A 17,060-nucleotide genomic window follows, 5' to 3' on the forward strand; every position below is an offset into this window, starting at 1 on the left:
CAGATTATCTGTTTGAAACGCTGTCGCAAAAATTCGGAACCGACAAAGGCAACCTGGCCAAACAGGCCATCGCCTTGATTGAAAAAATAAAAGACCCGGTGCTGGCTAATCTGCTGCTTGAAAACCTTGCCCACAAACTGGGTATGAACAGCAGTGAGGATTTAAAGAAGAAGCTCGGCATTGGGGGCCAAACCGGCGGGGCCAAAATAATGGCTCAAAAAGGCCTCAAAGGACGCGGTACTCCACTGCGTCTGGCGATTGCCCTGTTGGTGCAAAGCCCCGAGCTGGGTCATGGTCTGGCAGTGCAACCAGCGTTGAGCCATATCCGTATGACCGGATTGGGGCTGCTGACAGAGCTGCTTGAACTGACCCGGGACAAGGCGCTGACCACAGCGCAACTGTTGGAACATTATCGGGAAACCGAACACTGGAGCCCTTTGACCAAGCTGGCCCAGTGGGAACACCAGATAGCCGAAGACAATGTGGCTCAGGAATTTCGCAAAACGCTGATATGGCTCAATAATCAATATATTGAGCAGCGCTACCAGGAGCTCAGCATCAAACCCGACCTGACCCGGGAAGAAAAGCTGCAACTCCAAAAGCTAATTGCTGTGATGAAGGGTATGAACTAGGGCAAAAAACCGCCCCGCCCCTCTGGCACAGGCTTAGGCAGATGGCTATAATTGACGATTTGCGCGGCTTTGTGACTCTGTCACAGTCGCCATCGTTGTAACAATTACCCAAATTGGATGATATCTATGGATCATACTCCGCAGTCGCAACTCAAATTGTTGCTCGCCAAAGGTAAAGAGCAAGGTTACTTAACCTATGCAGAAGTGAATGACCACTTGCCTGCAGATATGGTCGATTCAGACCAGATCGAAGATATTATCCAGATGATCAATGACATGGGTATCCGCGTATTCGAAGAAGCGCCGGATGCCGATGACATGATGATGTCCGAAGACAATACTGACGAAGATGCCGCTGAAGAAGCTGCAGCGGCGCTGGCCACAGTAGAGAGTGAACTGGGCCGCACTACTGACCCTGTGCGCATGTACATGCGTGAAATGGGTACCGTTGAACTGCTGACCCGTGAAGGCGAAATCGTTATCGCCAAGCGCATCGAAGAAGGCATCAACACGGTTCAGAGTTCGGTGGCAGAATACCCACAAGCCATCGCCATGATACTGGAGCAATTCGACCAGTTCGAAGCCGATGCTATCCGTCTGTCTGACATTATTTCTGGCTTTGTTGATCCCAACGAAGAAGATGTTGCTCCCTCTGCAACCCATATCGGTTCCGAACTTTCAGAAGAAGAGCTGGAAGATGAAGACGATACGGACGATGATGAAGATGAAGATGAAGACGGCGACAGCAGCGACGACGACGGTGCCAAGGGTCCTGATCCGGAAGTTGCCCGTGAGCGTTTTGCCGCCTTGCGGACCTCTTACTACAACGCGCTGAAGATTATTGAAGTCAAAGGCCGCGCACACCCCGAAGCCACCGTAGCCCTGTTTGAGCTGGGTGAGATCTTCAAAGAATTCCGTCTGGTGCCCAAGCAATTTGACCGCCTGGTCAAAAGCATGCGCGAAATGATGGACAAGGTTCGCGTTCAGGAACGCCTGATCATGAAGCTGTGTGTTGAGCAAGCCAAGATGCCAAAGAAGAACTTTGTAAAGCTCTTCACCGGTAATGAAACCGATCTGAGCTGGTTTAACAAAGAAATCGCAGCCGGTCGTGCTTACTCCGCTGATCTGAAGCTGGTTGAAGAAGACGTACAGCGCTGTCGCAGCAAGCTGGAATCCATAGAAGTGGAAACCGGTTTGTCCATTGAATCCATCAAAGATATCAACCGCCGCATGAGCATCGGTGAAGCCAAAGCTCGCCGTGCCAAGAAAGAAATGGTTGAGGCCAACTTGCGTCTGGTAATTTCTATCGCCAAGAAATACACCAACCGCGGCCTGCAATTCCTGGATCTCATCCAGGAAGGTAACATCGGCCTGATGAAGGCGGTGGACAAGTTTGAATACCGTCGCGGTTACAAGTTCTCGACCTACGCGACCTGGTGGATACGTCAGGCTATCACCCGCTCTATTGCAGATCAGGCCCGAACCATCCGTATTCCGGTGCATATGATTGAGACCATTAACAAGCTCAATCGCATCAGCCGCCAGATGCTGCAGGAAATGGGTCGTGAACCCTCCCCTGAAGAACTGGCTGAGCGCATGGCCATGCCTGAGGACAAGATCCGCAAGGTACTGAAAATCGCCAAAGAGCCAATCTCCATGGAAACCCCAATTGGTGATGATGAAGACTCGCATCTGGGCGATTTTATCGAGGACACCACCCTCGAGCTGCCACTGGACAGCGCCACCAGCGAGAGCCTCAAGCAAGCCACTCACGAAGTACTGGCAGGTCTGACTGCACGTGAGGCCAAGGTACTGCGGATGCGTTTCGGTATCGACATGAACACTGACCACACCCTCGAGGAAGTGGGTAAACAGTTCGACGTTACCCGTGAGCGTATCCGTCAGATTGAAGCCAAAGCTCTGCGTAAGCTGCGCCACCCAAGCCGCTCTGAAATTCTCAAGTCATTCCTCGACGATTAAAAATCAGTGCACAGCAACACAAAGCCACCTTCGGGTGGCTTTGTTATTTACGGGCTGCCTTGCAGCTGATTACCCATTAACCAATTGAACATCAAGCTGGAATTTTGCGCCATTTGCCCCGTGACAAGCCTTGGCAAACTTCGTATACTGCAAGCCGCCTCGGGGAACGCCGCGGCAAATATGGCCCCTTAGCTCAGTTGGTTAGAGCACACGACTCATAATCGTTAGGTCCACGGTTCAAGTCCGTGAGGGGCCACCAAATTCGAAACAAAAAAGCCCATGTCATCATGGGCTTTTTTGTTTTTATCTGAGGATGATTCACTCAGAGCCCTTGCTGCAGGCTGGCATTTGCCAGCCTGCCTGCTCAGTTCAGGGATTCACCACCAGTCTATGGCTTTCATGCAGCTGATGGACAATCTCGGCAGCGTGTCGCGCCCGGTTCTGCAGCGGCAAACTAATGCGCTCGGCTATCTCATCGGCACTGATGACTCCACACAGACTGTCGTCGGCATCCACCACCAATAACATTCGCTCACTAGCATGGGCAAGCGTACGTCTGACATCCCCGACGCTGGCATATTGCAGCTCATTCAGGGTCACCGCCTGCAATCTGTCACGGGGTAACATTACGTCAGCCAGCGTCAACGAAAAGGGCGTCACAGTCTTGCTGACCATCGACAGAATACGGTCGGCGGCAAGTTCTGTCGCCCCAACAACCCCTTGCCAGCGTCCGCGTGAGTCTGTCACAAGAAAAATAATTCCCGGTGCAGACAACAGACGTTTTCGGGCATCGGCCACCGACATGTCGGCGGGCAGAGACCAAAGATGATGATCGGCAATCGCTTGCATGGCAGATAAGGCGCTGCTTTGCTCAGTCAGTGTATGATGGGCAGCGCGCAGAGGCAGTGCGCCCAGAGAAAAGGGATGCAGAGTTTTCATGGAATTCTTCCTTTGATAATTGATTTTGATTAACGACCGGTAAATCAAACGGTCAAAGGAGGAGAGCACCCAGTCGGAAAATGACGGCACAGGCTATGCAATGCGATATCACGAGTGTCCGCAAAAACGAGGGGGAAGACGCTATACTGCGCAAGCGGCATTGGCACAGCCTGCACTGGCAACTCTTCATCCCCCTGCGGCGGACGCAAGGAATTAAGGGAGGGCTCAGAAACAGGCAAAAGGCTGACAGCATGGCTGCTGTCCAGCAGCACGGGGCCATGGGCAAAATCGGCACGCTCCATGGCGGGGATCCCCAGCAACACGGTCAGCGTAAATAGCCAAACAACAACTTGCCTGCTCAACATTCTGTGATCCTGATCAATTCTGAGTCACATTCGTCATGCTAGAGGAAGTCGCTGTAGGCTGGCAATGGCTATCACCCTGATGAAAAAATTTTAATCTTGCGACATCAGCCGCGCCTATTTTCAAGGCAAAGTGGGGCAATCATCTTATTCATCTCGTGTCAGCACTTCGAGCAATTCAATCTCGAAGGTCAAATCTGAGTTGGGCGGGATCATATTGCCTATCTGGCGCTCGCCATAGCCCAAATGCGCCGGTACCTGCAAACGGCGCTTACCACCCACTTTCATGCCGATAATGCCCTGATCCCAGCCCTTGATTACCCGGCCGGTGCCAATCACACACTGGAACCCCTGCCCCCGTTTATGGGACGAATCAAACTCAGTGCCATCGGCAAGCCAGCCGCGATAGTGCGTGGTGATAAGGGCGCCCTTGACGGCGGCCTTACCCTCGCCTTCCAACAAATCTTCAATTATCAGTTCTGTCATTGGGAGATCTCTTACAGTTTGTAGGAGCAGAAGTTTACCACAGCCACCCGCAACAGAAGGACTGTAAGCGGACAGGTCGCAGGCACCTGCTATGTCCACTGTGGTGAAATCGACCAGTTTTTAGTGTCCGATACAATCCACCAAGTAATGAAAAAATATAATTACCTAAATATCATAAACTTAAAGTGTGGCACAACTTATGCTTTACTGGTAAAGCGTAAATCACTATTCAATGGTTCAGTACAAGGAATTCACCATGACCCTCAGCAAATCCGTTATTGCCCTCGCCCTGACCTCAGGAATGATATTTTCATCTGTAGTTGCCGCAGCAGACGAACAACTTCGCGAGCTATCGCTGCCTGCTTCGTCGCTGACCGGCCTTAACGCTGAGGTGGGAGCAGGCGGCTTCACCCTCAAAACCAGTGCAGATACGGATACAGTGACCGTAACGGCACTGATAGGTCATCAAGGTGACAGGGAGCCTGAGCTGAAGCTTGAACAACGGGGCAATGATGCATTTCTGGTAGCCAAATTCCCTGCAAATACATCCTGGTTTGGCAAGTCTCCATACATAGATATCACAGTTACAGTTCCAGCAAACTTCAACCTCGAGCTGGAGGATGGCTCAGGCGATATTCACATCAGTGGCCTCAAGGGCAACATTAAGGTGAAAGATGGCTCTGGCAACATCGAACTGATGGGGGGCAATACGGTGTCCATTGAAGACGGCTCAGGCGATATTGAGCTCACGGATATCGTTGGTACCCTGAGTATCACCGATGGCTCCGGTGACATTGACATCAGCAATGTCGGTGGCAACACCCACATTAAAGATGGTTCTGGCAATATTCAGGCGTCAGATATAAACGCCAATATCGAAATAAACGATGGCTCGGGCAATATTGATGTGAGTAGAGTTGCCGCCAAAGTCGAGATCACCGACGGTTCCGGCAATATCAAGGTCAGCGATGCCGAGAGTCTGGTACTGCACGAAACTGGCTCAGGTAACGTCACCTCAAACAACATCCGCTCAGGCGTTACCCTGTAAACATCTTCCCGGCGCTGAAGCGGTCCCGGGCTTGCCTTGGCTGCTTCGGCCCACCCTTTTGCGATATTTCAGCGCTTGCGAATGACCAGGGTCACCTGGCCAACCGTGATACCAAACTTATTGATATCGCTCTTGTTAAGCAGGGTGTTTTCATCAATCAGATAGAGCCAGTCGTCAAAAGCTACCTCAACCTCGCTGCCATCCACCTTAAGGCGCATATCGTAGCGCCAGCGCAGGGCAAAGCCTTCCAGCTGCCCCTCGGCGACACCTAAAATATCATCGGCACGACCAAGCCAGCGACCACCGCCCTGTGGTTCGAGCTGCCATACCCGGCGCTGCTTTTCACCGTCATCAAACACAAAGTCCTCTTCAAGAATGATGCGCGCGCCGTCGAGCCGACCCTGCATGGCGACCACAAAGCGGCGGGTGACCTTGCCGCTGATATCCTGCACCATGCCATGGGCATCGAGTTCGCCCACAAAAAAGTGTTCCAGCTTCAGCTCGTTGTTTACACCGCGATAATCATCGATGTCTGCGCTCTCGCATCCCAAAAGAAAGCTTGCACAAAGCAATAGCGCTAGCAGTCGCATGAGGTCTCTCCCAATAGCTGCGCCCTGAGCGAGGGCTCACTGGTGTCGTCTCTTAGCCAGATCCCCAAAAAGACCTGCATCAGTCCTGTGTCGACAACCCCGCCAAGGGATTGACCATTATAAAAAAACTCGCCGTGGTTCTCGTCACTCGCCACCAGCAGCAGAGTGTCGCCCCGCTTCACATCAACCCAGAGAGGGGCAAGTTTAGCCAAAAACACTTTCACCTGGGACTCATTCAAACCCTGCTTTTGCCATTCGCTGCCAGTGGCATCCAGCAATTCTTTGGCTTTGATATCCCGGGAATATTGGATTTCCAGCGCCTGAGGGTAGCGGCCGGCCTGATAGCGACCGTCAACTGTGTAAAGGCTGGCATGGTATAACTCAAGCCACAGCCAATTCATTTGTCCTTTACCCACCCGGTTCATGCCATCAAGGGGTGCTGCATCGCTGCCTGAAATTGCCAGACCGCTGACAGCCATCATCAGGAATGCACCGCACAGCCGTATTATCGCCATGATACATAGCCCTCCTTACCTGGCAGCCTTTGCTGCAGCCAAAAGAAGCCGGGAATGATGACCGCCCAAAGGGGCGCCAACAACAGCAAAGTGAGCAGGTTCCCAAGTGGCAGTGACACGGCACCAAGCTGTGCGCCGGCAAGGTAGCTGCCCGCGCCACCAATCACACCGGCACCGGCCTGTAACCAAACAGGCTGGTTGCCTAGCCAGGCCAGACAATGTCCCATGGCAAGTAAAAAATGCAGCCACAGCAGCATAAGCCATACCGGCATGGCACTGAATTCAAATACCCCTGCGTACATAAGCAGGGTATCCATGGTCATGCCAATCAGGGCCAGCGGCAGTAGCTGGAAATCCCTAAGCCGTGTTGGGCTCAGGGCAAAATGCACCAAAAGTAATAAACACAGCCAAATCAGCCCCTCGCCGCGCCACAGCACCGCAAGCCACCATGCGGCGGTGTAAATGGCGGCACTCAACAGCAAAAACCATTGCCGGGTCATAGAAGGCTCCTTTGATTATTGGGGGCGCCAGCCAGGCCTTGCAGCCACCAGATGCACCGCACTGGTGGTTCGCTCCCAGAAGCCACCTTCACAGTAGCTCAGGTAGAATTTCCACAAACGGATGAAGCGTTCATCGTACCCCAGAGCACGGATTTGCGGCAGTTCACGGTCGACGTTCTCGTGCCAGTGCTTCAGGGTGCGGGCATAATCTTCACCTATGTCATCCAGACTCATCATCACCATGTCTGTACGCTGGGCAAGCAGTGCGGCCATGCGGCTGACCGAGGGTAAACAGCCACCGGGGAAGATATATTTTTGGATGAAGTCACAGCCTTTTCGGTAGCTCTCGTACCTCTGGTCTGCGATGGTAATGGCCTGCAGCAACATCAAACCCTCGTCTTTGAGCAGGCTTTCAAGCTTGCCAAAGAAACCCGGCAGGTATTCGTGTCCCACAGCTTCAATCATCTCAATGGAAACCAGGCGATCGTATTTACCTTCAAGCAGGCGATAATCTTTTTTAAGCAGAGTAATCTGACCTTCGAGCCCAGCTTCGCGAATACGCGCCAAGGCATAGTCATGCTGCGCATCAGAAATAGTGGTAGTGGTAACCTTAACCCCGTAATGGCTGGCAGCGTAGATGGCAAGCGCTCCCCAACCAGTACCAATTTCCAGGAGTTCCATGCCTGGCTTGAGCTTCAGGCGCTCACATATGGTGGCAAGCTTGTGCTGCTGCGCCGCTTCCAAAGTCGCGTTGACGTCGGGATAGATCGCAGACGAGTACAGCATCGACTTATCGAGGAAGCACTCGTACAAAGCATTGCCCAAATCGTAGTGCGCCAGAATGTTGCGCTTTGAGCCTTCAATACTGTTGCGACTGAGCAGGTGGCTGACACGGTTGGTAACGCCGGACAAAAACGCAAACCGCTTCTCCAGCCGTTCGAGCAATGGCAGGTTGGCGGCAAAAAGACGCACAACCTCAGTTAAATCCGGACTGTCCCAGTGACCGTCAATAAAGGACTCCCCCGCCCCAACCGAGCCGGACAATAGCACTTCGCGAAAAAACCTTGGCGACTTCACATGTATCACCGCCTGCGACCCCTGATGACTGCCAAACACCAGGGTTTCGCCATCAAAAATCAGCCTCAGGCCACCGTAAGACAAGCCTTTGAGAGCGGTCAGCAAGATACGCTGAGCCAAAGATTCCAGAGTCGATGAAGTGCTCTTATTGGCAACTGCGGTATTGTCCATGGTTATTTCTCCACCGGCCCTGGGTGGGCCACAAAAGTCACACCTTTTCGAAACAGGCTCAGAGCCTGACGATAAATGCCGTACAGAATATAGGCTGTAAGCATAGGAAAACGTTTAAAAAACTGATTAAGACCTGCCCTATCAAAGGGCTGCCCGCGAAGCTGTAATCCGGCACGGAACAGTCGCTCACCGCCATCACGCTCGTTATCAATTTGCAACCTGAAACATTCGCTGTTGACGTCAACCTGCCAGCGATAACGCATATCCAGGGTCATAAAAGGCGATACGTGAAAGACTTTGTCGTTCAGCGCCAGGCCTTGTTCATGAGCTTGGTTGATATCAACCAAATAGCAATGGCGTTCATTCCAAGGGGTATTGCTCACTTCCGCCAGCAAGTAACGCTGCTTTTCGCCATCACAGATAAAAAAGAAGTTCACCGGACTGAAATAAAACCCGAAATGGCGAACCTGCCCGGCAAACACAACTCGATTCAATTCGCCTTGGGCACCAAGATCACAGGCTTTGGCGAGCACCCTTTGTTTTAGCGCCAGCACAGCCGGTTCCGGGCGTTTATCTTTAGTGCCTGCAGTGTCATCCGCTGCACCTGACACCAAATAATCTTCGGCACGAAACCGCAGCGGCCGAAACCAGTCAAAGCCAAACAGGGAACTGAGACTGGCGAGCCTGGGCAGCTCATCCAAATCCATCACCAACATGGCCATGGGGTAACTGAAGCTGTGGCGCACCGGCCCCAGCCGCTGGTGACTCACGTGGCCAAAAAAGATGCCGCTGTTCATGCACTCTCCAGGGTGACACCGAAGCGTTGGCACACATCGAGCGCACTTCGTACACCGTCCTCATGGAAACCGTTGTACCAATAGGCACCGGCGAGATGGGTGTGCCGCTGACCACAAATCTCCATTCTGCGAGCCTGAGCGTTCATGGCAGCCGTGGAAAACACAGGATGGGCGTAACTGAACTTACGCAGAATTTTGTCTTTGGCGATGGCGTCGGTTTGATTCAGGGTGACCATAAAGTCCGGTGAACCCGCCGGCAGTCGCTGCAGGGTATTCATATGGTAAGTCACCGCAGCCGGGCGCTGATTGTCTTCATCGAGGCGATAGTTCCAGCTTGCCCAGGCCGCACGGCGTTTGGGCAGCAAGCGGGTGTCAGTGTGCAGCACCACATCGTTGCGCCTGTAGGGCAAGGCGCCAAGCAGGTCGCGCTCGGTATCGGTGGCATCGGTGAGTAATCTAAGCGCCTGATCGCTATGGCATGCCAACACCAACTCGTCGAAGTCGAGCCAGTCCTGACCATTTATCTCAATGGCGACACCATCATGGTTACGCTTAACCGCAGTAATGGGAGTCGACAGATGAATGCGCTCGGCAAAAGGTGCAACCAGAGCGGGAATATAGCTGCGTGAGCCCCCTTTGAGCACATACCATTGAGGGCGGTCGCTGACATTCAGCAGGCCATGGTGATGGAAAAAGCGCAGGAAAAATTTAAGCTCAAACGCCGCCATATCATCCAGGCTGGATGACCAGATCGCTGCCCCCATGGGCAGTATGTAGTGACGGGAAAAAAACGCGGAAAACTGCTCTTTGGCCAGAAACTCGCCCAGGGTATTACAGGGGAATTGCCCAGATTCAATACAGGCCTTACCCAGCTTATTGAATTTAATGATTTCACTCAGGAAACCCCAAAACCTGGGGTTCAATAGATTGCGCTTTTGGGCAAACAGGGTTGCCAGCGTATGGCCATTATATTCAAGACCGCTGTCTAAGTTTTGTACCGAAAAACTCATTTCGGTGGCCATAGGATTAACTGACAGCCGCGCCAGCAACTTTAGAAAATTAGGGTAAGTGCGGTCGTTAAAAACGATAAAGCCGGTATCTATTGCGTAGTCTTTGCCGCCAACGCACACATCCACGGTGGCCGTGTGTCCACCGAGATAATCATTGGCTTCAAACAGACTCACCTCATGGTGGCCTGAAAGCAAATGGGCAGTGGTGAGGCCGGAAATTCCCGAGCCGATAACGGCGATTTTTTTCATCTTATCTTCCAGTGGTGAATACCAAAAAATACAGAGCGTACATCAGGGGCGAGTTCTCATCAGACCTGCAGAGGATTGACCACTGATACCCGCTTTGGCAATCCGTCCCCAAAGGGCGTCAGGCAGCAGTGCAAGTAAGCGCATCGGCCACAGCAATCTGCGTGGGAACTGAATTCGGTCTTTGCCTCTGGAAAGCGCACTGACAATACGTCGAGCAGCATCTTCTACTTCTATCCGTCCCGGCATGGGGAAATCGTTCTTATCGGTCAAAGGCGTGCGCACAAAGCCTGGCTCAATCAGGGAAACATCTATCCGACTGGCTGCCAGATGAAGCCGCAAGGAGTTGGCCAAATAGGCCAGTGCCGCCTTTGAGGCACCGTAAGCTTCTGCCCGAGGCAATGGCAATAGCGCCGCGCTTGAGCCCATCAGTGCGACCCGCCCTCCGGCCTTCAGCGCAGGCAAGAACGCCTCAAGGCAGTAACCAACTGAAATTAAGTTATTTTCTATCACTCTCGCGAACAATTTTCCGTCAAACATATTTGGATCATCTATGTATTCGCAGCCACCAGCGTTTAGGATCACAAGATCAAGTCGCCCATTCAATTCAGCCGCAGCTTCAAGACAGCCAATACGATCACAGACGTTAAATGCCAGGGTAGATAGTTGCGCACCATATCCCGAATAGGCCACAGGTATCTCATTCAGCCGAGTCTCGTTGCGTCCGCAAACAATTACCTGCCACCCCAACATGAGATAACGTGATACCAATGCCAGACCTATCCCGGATGTCCCGCCTGTTATCAGTACCCGCGAAGATTTTGATGCAGTAGCCTTACTCATTGTCTAGCCCTGCCCTTGACCAATACGACGTTTCAATAATCTCAGTAAAGCACCAAGGCCGGGAATGTGCTCATACACCATTGCACCAAGGTCAAAAAAATCACGATGGAATTCAATTTGTTGGTCGTAGGCAATCTGGCTTACACCGTCAACTCTGATGAGTTTTCCCGAAGCCAGTTTTGGGTGACTGAAGGCCATGGTCCACACCAGCATGGCATGTTGGCCATCGTCCATGACCTGATGGAAGGTAAAGTTGATACTGCGGAGATCCTGGTACATCTGGACAAAATAAGTTTTTAATGCGACCAAACCTTCAATCCGGTGCACAGGGTCGCAAAACACCACATCATTACTGTATACATCATCGAGTAATTCCAGATTATTGGCGTTAAGATGCCGATAGAGTTCCATCAGCCGCTGTATTTGCGCTGATATTTCCTGTTCATTCCCTCTGGGTTGCAGTTTTGCGTTCATATCTTCAGCCCTTCTTCATTACAGAGAACACATCCAAGGCTCTCGAGCGAGCCTTACCATGTTCCACCAACATATCCGGGTATCCGCCGCTATCAATCACTCCCGCCCTACTAGCCTTGTGCAAAGATTTGACAGGCCAGTCAGCGACCTCTGGTAAATACTTACGGATAAAGAGGCCGTCGGGATCAAATTTTTCTGACTGACTCATGGGGTTAAAGATCCGAAAATAAGGCTGGGCATCACAGCCTGTACCGGCGGCCCACTGCCAACCACCATTATTCGCGGCCAGGCAGCCATCTATCAGTTGCTCGCGGAAGTAGCGCTCTCCCCAGCGCCAGTCGATAAGCAAATGCTTGGTGAGGAAGCTGGCCACCACCATCCGCAATCGATTGTGCATCCAGCCGGTTTGCTTAAGCTGTCGCATCGCGGCATCCACCAGCGGGTAGCCAGTGCGGCCGTTTTTCCAGGCCTCGAACTCACGCTCATCGTTACGCCAGCAAATAGCGTCACCGAGGGAATTGAAATTCTTCGCCATGCTGAGCCCGGGAAAAGCCACCAGCAAGTGGCGGTAAAACTCACGCCACACCAGCTCATTAAGCCAGGTGCGCGCGGGCGAGGCTTCATTTACAAACACATCCGGAAATGCTTCCAGCAGCGAGGCCAGACATTGGCGGGGAGATATAACCCCAAGCGCCAGGTAGGGCGACAGGCTGCTGGTTCCGTCGATGGCAGGAAAGTCACGTTGCTCACCGTAACGTGCCATAGCACGCTCACGAAAGCGGGACAGTTTTTCGAGTGCAGCATCCTCGCCAACGGGCCAGTTGTCGAGCGCAGGGTCGTCCCGGGTCGAATCGCCCCAAAATGCAAAGGGGATAAAAGCCACTGGTGCCCCAACAGGCGCAGGTGCCGGAATGGGCCACAATGGGCGGGAGGCGGCGATATCACGCCAACGGCGGGCGAATGGCGTAAATACCCGGTACATGGCACCGTCTTGCTCCCTTTGCCCTTGAGTAACCACACTGCCGGGCGGCAATATGCAGTGCTCATCAGTCAGTTGCAGTGGGAATCCTTTGTCCAGCAGTGCTTGATCGCGTCGGCGCTCATCAATTTCGATTTGCGCTCCGGCGAATATGTCAGAAATGTCATTGGCCTTGCAGAATGCCTTAAGAACGGCCGCAGTTTGATTAAAGAAATCGACCTTCAGCAAAGTAAGCGGGATCCCAAGACGCCCAAGGGCTTCACCCAGGACATTGAGGTTTGCCAGTAAAAAACGCTGTTGCCGCTGCCCCATATCATGTTGTAGCCATTGACCCGGGCTTGCAATAAAGATCGCATGCACCTTACTGCCCCGTGCGCAGGCTTCCTCACACGCTCTGGTGAGCGCATGGTTATCAAGGGTGCGCAAGTCCTGTCTGAACCAGACAAGTGTATTCATTCTTTTTTTCCGTTTTTCAATATCTTGTCAGTAAGCATATCGCAGACGCAGCGAGTCAGGATGCGGATTCAAATACACCTGAGCTGCGATGTAATCGTTTGGATGCTCCCGCAGGTAATGGCGTATCAAGGTAATGGGCACCAACAGCGGCTGCAGCCCCTGACGGTAAGCATGAATCGCTTCTGTCAGCTCAGCCTTTTGGCTGCCGGACAGGAAAGTCTTAAAGTATCCCTGAATATGCTGCAGTGCACTGGTGTGATTGCGACGGCTGGCTTTTTGCTCAAGCGCCGTCATAAAGCCATCGAAATAAGCATCGGCCACAGCTTCAAGCTCGCCATTCCCGGCCAGCAATGGGCCGAGGGTGCGGTAAATGGCAGGACTGTGGGATAACAACAGGTATTTATAGCGGGCATGGAAATCGGTCAGCGCTTTACGGCTAAGCCCTTCCTGTCTCATACAATGCCAGTCGTGGAAGGCATAGACCCGGGTGAAGAAGTTCTCACGAATAACCATGTCATGCAGCCGGCCTTCTTCTTCTACCGGCAAATGGGGGAAGCGATTCATCAGCGCACGGGCAAAGACACCTATGCCTTCTTTCGAGCCGCCCGTACCATCGGCTTTGTAAACGGTTACCCGCTCCATACCGCAGGAAGGGGACTTGCTGCAAAACAAATAGCCACCCAAAAAACCAAGCTCAGCAGTCTTTTTTGCGCTGAACTCGGTCAAAGCATCGGTTACGTCCAGGGTGCCATCGCCACTGCGGATCCGGATTTCATTACCAATACGCACCTGCCGTATACTTTTGCGTGGCGCCCCAAGGCCTATGGCCATTTCAGGGCAAACAGGCACGAACTCAAAATGTTGCTTCAGCTCTTGCTGACAATAAGCGGAGTTTTTATGGCCGCCGTCAAAACGCACCTGTTGACCCAATAAACAGGCGCTGATCCCAATCTGGATTTTGTCTGGATTGAATACGTGCATGATGTCTCTCCCGGCATTTTTGTTGTAATACGCATAGCTGGGCAAAAAGATCATTGAGGTGGCAATTATTGGCTGACAGTCTCAGCACTTTGCCGGCACGCTCAGTGGGGCGCTGCGGTTTGCAAGCTGATGACTTTTTGATTTTGTCCGACTTTTCGCCGCACATTAAGCCAGCGCATCAATTCACCAAAAGGCTTGGGGCGGCACACCAGAAAACCCTGCACAATCAAATCGGGGACATTCTCAAGAAACGCAAAATCCCGTGGATCTTCAACACCTTCAGCAACAACTTTAACGCCCAGCTGATTACCGATATCCAACAGTGACTTCAAAATAGTTTGGGCAAGCGGATCCATATGGATGCCACGTACCAGGCTCATATCCAATTTCAGCTCGCTGATTGGCAAACGGCACAGCTGGGTCAGATTGGTGTAGCCGGTTCCAAAATCGTCTATCGCAACGCCGAAATTATGCAGTCGCAGGCGGGAGATTCCTGAATGTTGCGACTGACGATCCAAAGCATGATTTTCTGTTATCTCAACTGTCACCCGCCCCATATCCACCTGGTGCTGCTCACAAAAATGTTTCAATCGAGAGGGCCAATAACTCTGCCCAAGTTGCTTTGGAGTGAGGTTAATAGAAAGAGTCGCCAGACTGCAGTCAGGGTGTCGTTCAATGTCACCCCATTCATCTAACGCGCCGTCTATCAGTTGCTCAGAGACTGCATTGAGCAAGTTATTTTGTTCGGCCAACTCAATAAAAAAATCCGGTGTAAGGAGCTTAAGCTGCTCTCCCTGCTGCATACGGCACAGCACTTCAAAGCCTTCAATCCGACCTGTGTTGATATTGACCTGAGGCTGATAGTAGGGCACGACTCGCCGGTGAATAATCGATTGCTTCAATGACTCCAGTTTCATCGGACGCTTGGGGCTAACCAGCTCGGGAGACATCATCAACAATCTTTCAATGCAGATCTGTAGTTGGGCACGGCATATGGGCTTCATCAAGGCTCCAAGCAATCGAAGCCGTGAACCGATAACCACCTCTGACGCCGTTTCAATGATCCGGCTTTCCATAGCAGAGGCTATGATTACCCCGCCACGGAATCCAATCCGCGCTAATTTACTCAGCAGTTCAATACCATCCATACCCGGCATATGCAGGTCAACCACCAATATATGGTAATAATTCCGGTTGGCCGCCAGCCGAGACAGAGCCTTGCCGCCTTCATGACAATAATCCACTTGATTAACGTCGAGGGTATTGAAATAACTGGCAAGCAACTGGCAACAACTCAGAGAATCGTCAATGATCAGCACATTAATTGACATATTGCGACTCCGGAATATTAATTGAGTCGGGTCACAGCAGATGACAGTTTCTTCCCTGAAACCCGAACTTTACCACTGGTTAATGAAGGCATGTAACTGAAAGCCTAGTTCAGCGAGTTATCAAGTCAAACCCTTGCAGAAATAAAAGGACGAGCCGGGGATAAAAAATCTGCTATAATTCGCGCCCCTTTGTGAAAAGGCATATTCCGACCAAGGCTGAAATTACCCAATGCCGCCTTGTTAACTGTCTGTTTACGCCCAGGAAAGACCATGAAATTTGAATCTTACAGCTTTGCACCAGAAATCCTGAAGGCCGTCGCCGAATGCGGCTACGAGACCATGACCCCGGTTCAGCGCCTTGCCATTCCTCCGGTTCGCCGTGGTCAGGATGTGCTCGCCTCCGCCCAAACCGGCACGGGTAAAACGGCAGCCTTTGCCCTCCCTATTCTGCAAAAGCTGTTTGACAACCCCAAACCTATGGAAGCGACCAAGGCACGGGCGCTTATTCTGGCTCCCACCCGTGAACTGACAGAGCAGATTTCCAAAAACATTCAGGCTTACAGCCGTTATCTGGACTTGTCCATTGTGACTGTCTTCGGCGGCGGCAAAACCGAAACCCAGGCACAAAAACTGCGTAAGGGTACCGACATTATTGTGGCCACGCCCGGTCGTTTACTTGAGCATCTGCTGGCGGGTAACCTGTCTCTTGCTGGCATCGAATTTTTAGTACTGGATGAAGCCGACCGTATGCTCGATATGGGCTTTATCGCCGATATTCAAAAGCTTATCCAGGCTGCCAATAAAGAACGTCAGACTCTGATGTTCTCTGCAACCTTTTCCGGCGGCGTACGTAAGCTTGCCGATGAGATAATGAAAAAGCACAGCGTGCTCACCGCAGACAGGCACAATACTGCCGCCATCACAGTCAGCCAGGTGGTGTATCCGGTTGAGCAGCGCCGCAAGCGCGAACTGCTGTCTGAACTGATTGGTCGTAAAAACTGGCAACGGGTGCTGGTGTTCTCGGCCACCCGGGAAGACTGTGAAAAGCTTACAGAAGAACTGAATCTTGACGGCATTCCAGCGGCAGTGATCCACAGTGAAAAGACCCAGGGCACCCGCCGACGCGCTCTGAGTGATTTCAAAGAAGGCAAACTACGGGTATTGGTATCCACCGAAGTGGCCGCCAGGGGCCTGGATATCCCTGACCTTGAGTATGTGATCAACTACGATCTGCCTTTCCTGCCGGAAGACTATGTGCATCGCGTTGGCCGTACCGGCCGCGCAGGCAAGAGTGGCGTAGCCATCAGTTTTGTCAGCCGCGAAGAAGAGCGCACCTTATCTGACATCGAGAAACTCATCGGTCAGCGGCTCAAGCGCATCGTAATGCCAGGTTATGAAGTATCCAACCGAGATCTGCTGCTCAAGCAGCTGCAAAAACGTCGCAGTTTCGCCAAAAAGACCCGGGTTGAGAGCGATGCCATCGCTCAGGTTGCTGCCGAAAAAAGCATGGCCGGCCGCAGGGTTAAGGTAAAGGTAGGCTCAAAAGGCAGCGATAAGAAAATTAAATAACTGCCTAACAACAATCGAAAAAAAGCGGCTCTGAGCCGCTTTTTTATTTTTCGCTGTTTTTTTCCCGTCAGCTG

At 52.1% G+C, this 17,060-nt stretch carries 17 protein-coding genes, 1 tRNA gene and 1 pseudogene; 5 read left to right on the top strand and 14 right to left on the bottom strand.

Translation table 11 applies throughout. From position 1 onward, the window contains the following. From dnaG to ABYK60_RS10185, 3 genes and pseudogenes are all read left to right on the top strand, one after another. A pseudogene (gene dnaG, locus ABYK60_RS10175) lies at nucleotides 1-632 on the top strand (DNA primase); the annotation flags it as partial. 126 nt (nucleotides 633-758) lie between these two features. Beyond that, on the top strand, nucleotides 759-2,612 hold the full coding sequence (rpoD, locus tag ABYK60_RS10180) for an RNA polymerase sigma factor RpoD (protein WP_372871910.1): 1,854 nt from the start codon (nucleotides 759-761) through the stop codon (nucleotides 2,610-2,612). Nucleotides 2,613-2,794: 182 nt separating this feature from the next. Next, nucleotides 2,795-2,871, top strand: a tRNA-Ile gene (locus tag ABYK60_RS10185). 110 nt (nucleotides 2,872-2,981) lie between these two features. On the opposite strand, the gene ABYK60_RS10190 is transcribed toward ABYK60_RS10185, so the two are convergent. The 3 genes from ABYK60_RS10190 to ABYK60_RS10200 form a co-directional block, all read right to left on the bottom strand. Next, nucleotides 2,982-3,551 carry a CBS domain-containing protein gene (locus ABYK60_RS10190; RefSeq protein ID WP_372871911.1) on the bottom strand — a complete coding sequence of 190 codons (570 nt, stop codon included), beginning with the start codon at nucleotides 3,549-3,551 and terminating at the stop codon, nucleotides 2,982-2,984. A 44-nt stretch (nucleotides 3,552-3,595) separates the two neighbouring features. Continuing rightward, complete coding sequence (locus ABYK60_RS10195; protein WP_372871912.1) at nucleotides 3,596-3,916, bottom strand: hypothetical protein; 321 nt, start codon at nucleotides 3,914-3,916, stop codon at nucleotides 3,596-3,598. 144 nt (nucleotides 3,917-4,060) lie between these two features. Then, complete coding sequence (locus ABYK60_RS10200) at nucleotides 4,061-4,399, bottom strand: FKBP-type peptidyl-prolyl cis-trans isomerase (RefSeq protein ID WP_372871913.1); 339 nt, start codon at nucleotides 4,397-4,399, stop codon at nucleotides 4,061-4,063. Between the two features lie 256 nt (nucleotides 4,400-4,655). Here ABYK60_RS10200 and ABYK60_RS10205 point away from each other — a divergent pair, with 256 nt between their 5' ends. Next, nucleotides 4,656-5,447 (top strand): DUF4097 family beta strand repeat-containing protein, encoded by a 792-nt coding sequence (locus tag ABYK60_RS10205; RefSeq protein WP_372871914.1) that lies wholly within the window; start codon nucleotides 4,656-4,658, stop codon nucleotides 5,445-5,447. Nucleotides 5,448-5,515: 68 nt separating this feature from the next. On the opposite strand, the gene ABYK60_RS10210 is transcribed toward ABYK60_RS10205, so the two are convergent. The 11 genes from ABYK60_RS10210 to ABYK60_RS10260 form a co-directional block, all read right to left on the bottom strand. Continuing rightward, nucleotides 5,516-6,037, bottom strand: a complete 522-nt coding sequence (locus tag ABYK60_RS10210) for a DUF3833 domain-containing protein (protein WP_372871915.1) — start codon at nucleotides 6,035-6,037, stop codon at nucleotides 5,516-5,518. Next, the gene (locus tag ABYK60_RS10215) at nucleotides 6,025-6,552 is read right to left on the bottom strand and encodes a chalcone isomerase family protein (RefSeq protein ID WP_372871916.1); all 528 of its coding nucleotides are present in this window, start codon (nucleotides 6,550-6,552) and stop codon (nucleotides 6,025-6,027) included. Before ABYK60_RS10215 ends, ABYK60_RS10210 begins: the two co-directional genes overlap by 13 nt. Beyond that, entirely contained in the window at nucleotides 6,543-7,052 is a 510-nt protein-coding gene (locus tag ABYK60_RS10220; protein ID WP_372871917.1) for a DUF2878 domain-containing protein, read from the bottom strand. The genes ABYK60_RS10215 and ABYK60_RS10220 overlap by 10 nt, the downstream gene beginning before the upstream one ends. 15 nt (nucleotides 7,053-7,067) lie before the next feature. Further along, nucleotides 7,068-8,300 carry a class I SAM-dependent methyltransferase gene (locus ABYK60_RS10225; RefSeq protein ID WP_372871918.1) on the bottom strand — a complete coding sequence of 411 codons (1,233 nt, stop codon included), beginning with the start codon at nucleotides 8,298-8,300 and terminating at the stop codon, nucleotides 7,068-7,070. 2 nt (nucleotides 8,301-8,302) lie between these two features. Continuing rightward, the gene (locus ABYK60_RS10230; RefSeq protein WP_372871919.1) at nucleotides 8,303-9,097 is read right to left on the bottom strand and encodes a DUF1365 domain-containing protein; all 795 of its coding nucleotides are present in this window, start codon (nucleotides 9,095-9,097) and stop codon (nucleotides 8,303-8,305) included. Then, on the bottom strand, nucleotides 9,094-10,356 hold the full coding sequence (locus tag ABYK60_RS10235) for an NAD(P)/FAD-dependent oxidoreductase (RefSeq protein ID WP_372871920.1): 1,263 nt from the start codon (nucleotides 10,354-10,356) through the stop codon (nucleotides 9,094-9,096). Before ABYK60_RS10235 ends, ABYK60_RS10230 begins: the two co-directional genes overlap by 4 nt. 42 nt (nucleotides 10,357-10,398) lie before the next feature. Beyond that, entirely contained in the window at nucleotides 10,399-11,196 is a 798-nt protein-coding gene (locus tag ABYK60_RS10240; RefSeq protein WP_372871922.1) for an SDR family NAD(P)-dependent oxidoreductase, read from the bottom strand. 3 nt (nucleotides 11,197-11,199) lie between these two features. Then, nucleotides 11,200-11,670: a nuclear transport factor 2 family protein gene (locus tag ABYK60_RS10245; RefSeq protein ID WP_372871923.1), complete on the bottom strand. Its 471-nt coding sequence runs from the start codon at nucleotides 11,668-11,670 to the stop codon at nucleotides 11,200-11,202. A 4-nt stretch (nucleotides 11,671-11,674) separates the two neighbouring features. Next, nucleotides 11,675-13,105 (bottom strand): deoxyribodipyrimidine photo-lyase, encoded by a 1,431-nt coding sequence (gene phrB, locus ABYK60_RS10250; RefSeq protein WP_372871924.1) that lies wholly within the window; start codon nucleotides 13,103-13,105, stop codon nucleotides 11,675-11,677. 27 nt (nucleotides 13,106-13,132) lie between these two features. Beyond that, on the bottom strand, nucleotides 13,133-14,086 hold the full coding sequence (locus tag ABYK60_RS10255; protein WP_372871925.1) for a YbgA family protein: 954 nt from the start codon (nucleotides 14,084-14,086) through the stop codon (nucleotides 13,133-13,135). A 101-nt stretch (nucleotides 14,087-14,187) separates the two neighbouring features. Further along, a complete protein-coding gene (locus ABYK60_RS10260; protein ID WP_372871926.1) occupies nucleotides 14,188-15,417 on the bottom strand; it encodes an EAL domain-containing protein in 1,230 nt (409 codons plus the stop codon). 270 nt (nucleotides 15,418-15,687) lie between these two features. Between ABYK60_RS10260 and ABYK60_RS10265 the strand changes: the two genes are divergently transcribed. Then, nucleotides 15,688-16,986, top strand: a complete 1,299-nt coding sequence (locus ABYK60_RS10265) for a DEAD/DEAH box helicase (protein WP_372871927.1) — start codon at nucleotides 15,688-15,690, stop codon at nucleotides 16,984-16,986. Nucleotides 16,987-17,060: the final 74 nt, after the last annotated feature.

Source organism: Shewanella sp. (genome assembly GCF_041630135.1).
Taxonomy (GTDB): Bacteria; Pseudomonadota; Gammaproteobacteria; order Enterobacterales; family Shewanellaceae; genus Shewanella.

Excerpts from the sequence above, each read along its gene's own strand:
- rpoD (WP_372871910.1), top strand. The coding sequence starts at position 759 with ATGGATCATACTCCGCAGTCGCAACTCAAATTGTTGCTCGCCAAAGGT.
- ABYK60_RS10190 (WP_372871911.1), bottom strand. The coding sequence starts at position 3,551 with ATGAAAACTCTGCATCCCTTTTCTCTGGGCGCACTGCCTCTGCGCGCT.
- ABYK60_RS10195 (WP_372871912.1), bottom strand. The coding sequence starts at position 3,916 with ATGTTGAGCAGGCAAGTTGTTGTTTGGCTATTTACGCTGACCGTGTTG.
- ABYK60_RS10200 (WP_372871913.1), bottom strand. The coding sequence starts at position 4,399 with ATGACAGAACTGATAATTGAAGATTTGTTGGAAGGCGAGGGTAAGGCC.
- ABYK60_RS10205 (WP_372871914.1), top strand. The coding sequence starts at position 4,656 with ATGACCCTCAGCAAATCCGTTATTGCCCTCGCCCTGACCTCAGGAATG.
- ABYK60_RS10210 (WP_372871915.1), bottom strand. The coding sequence starts at position 6,037 with ATGCGACTGCTAGCGCTATTGCTTTGTGCAAGCTTTCTTTTGGGATGC.
- ABYK60_RS10215 (WP_372871916.1), bottom strand. The coding sequence starts at position 6,552 with ATGGCGATAATACGGCTGTGCGGTGCATTCCTGATGATGGCTGTCAGC.
- ABYK60_RS10220 (WP_372871917.1), bottom strand. The coding sequence starts at position 7,052 with ATGACCCGGCAATGGTTTTTGCTGTTGAGTGCCGCCATTTACACCGCC.
- ABYK60_RS10225 (WP_372871918.1), bottom strand. The coding sequence starts at position 8,300 with ATGGACAATACCGCAGTTGCCAATAAGAGCACTTCATCGACTCTGGAA.
- ABYK60_RS10230 (WP_372871919.1), bottom strand. The coding sequence starts at position 9,097 with ATGAACAGCGGCATCTTTTTTGGCCACGTGAGTCACCAGCGGCTGGGG.
- ABYK60_RS10235 (WP_372871920.1), bottom strand. The coding sequence starts at position 10,356 with ATGAAAAAAATCGCCGTTATCGGCTCGGGAATTTCCGGCCTCACCACT.
- ABYK60_RS10240 (WP_372871922.1), bottom strand. The coding sequence starts at position 11,196 with ATGAGTAAGGCTACTGCATCAAAATCTTCGCGGGTACTGATAACAGGC.
- ABYK60_RS10245 (WP_372871923.1), bottom strand. The coding sequence starts at position 11,670 with ATGAACGCAAAACTGCAACCCAGAGGGAATGAACAGGAAATATCAGCG.
- phrB (WP_372871924.1), bottom strand. The coding sequence starts at position 13,105 with ATGAATACACTTGTCTGGTTCAGACAGGACTTGCGCACCCTTGATAAC.
- ABYK60_RS10255 (WP_372871925.1), bottom strand. The coding sequence starts at position 14,086 with ATGCACGTATTCAATCCAGACAAAATCCAGATTGGGATCAGCGCCTGT.
- ABYK60_RS10260 (WP_372871926.1), bottom strand. The coding sequence starts at position 15,417 with ATGTCAATTAATGTGCTGATCATTGACGATTCTCTGAGTTGTTGCCAG.
- ABYK60_RS10265 (WP_372871927.1), top strand. The coding sequence starts at position 15,688 with ATGAAATTTGAATCTTACAGCTTTGCACCAGAAATCCTGAAGGCCGTC.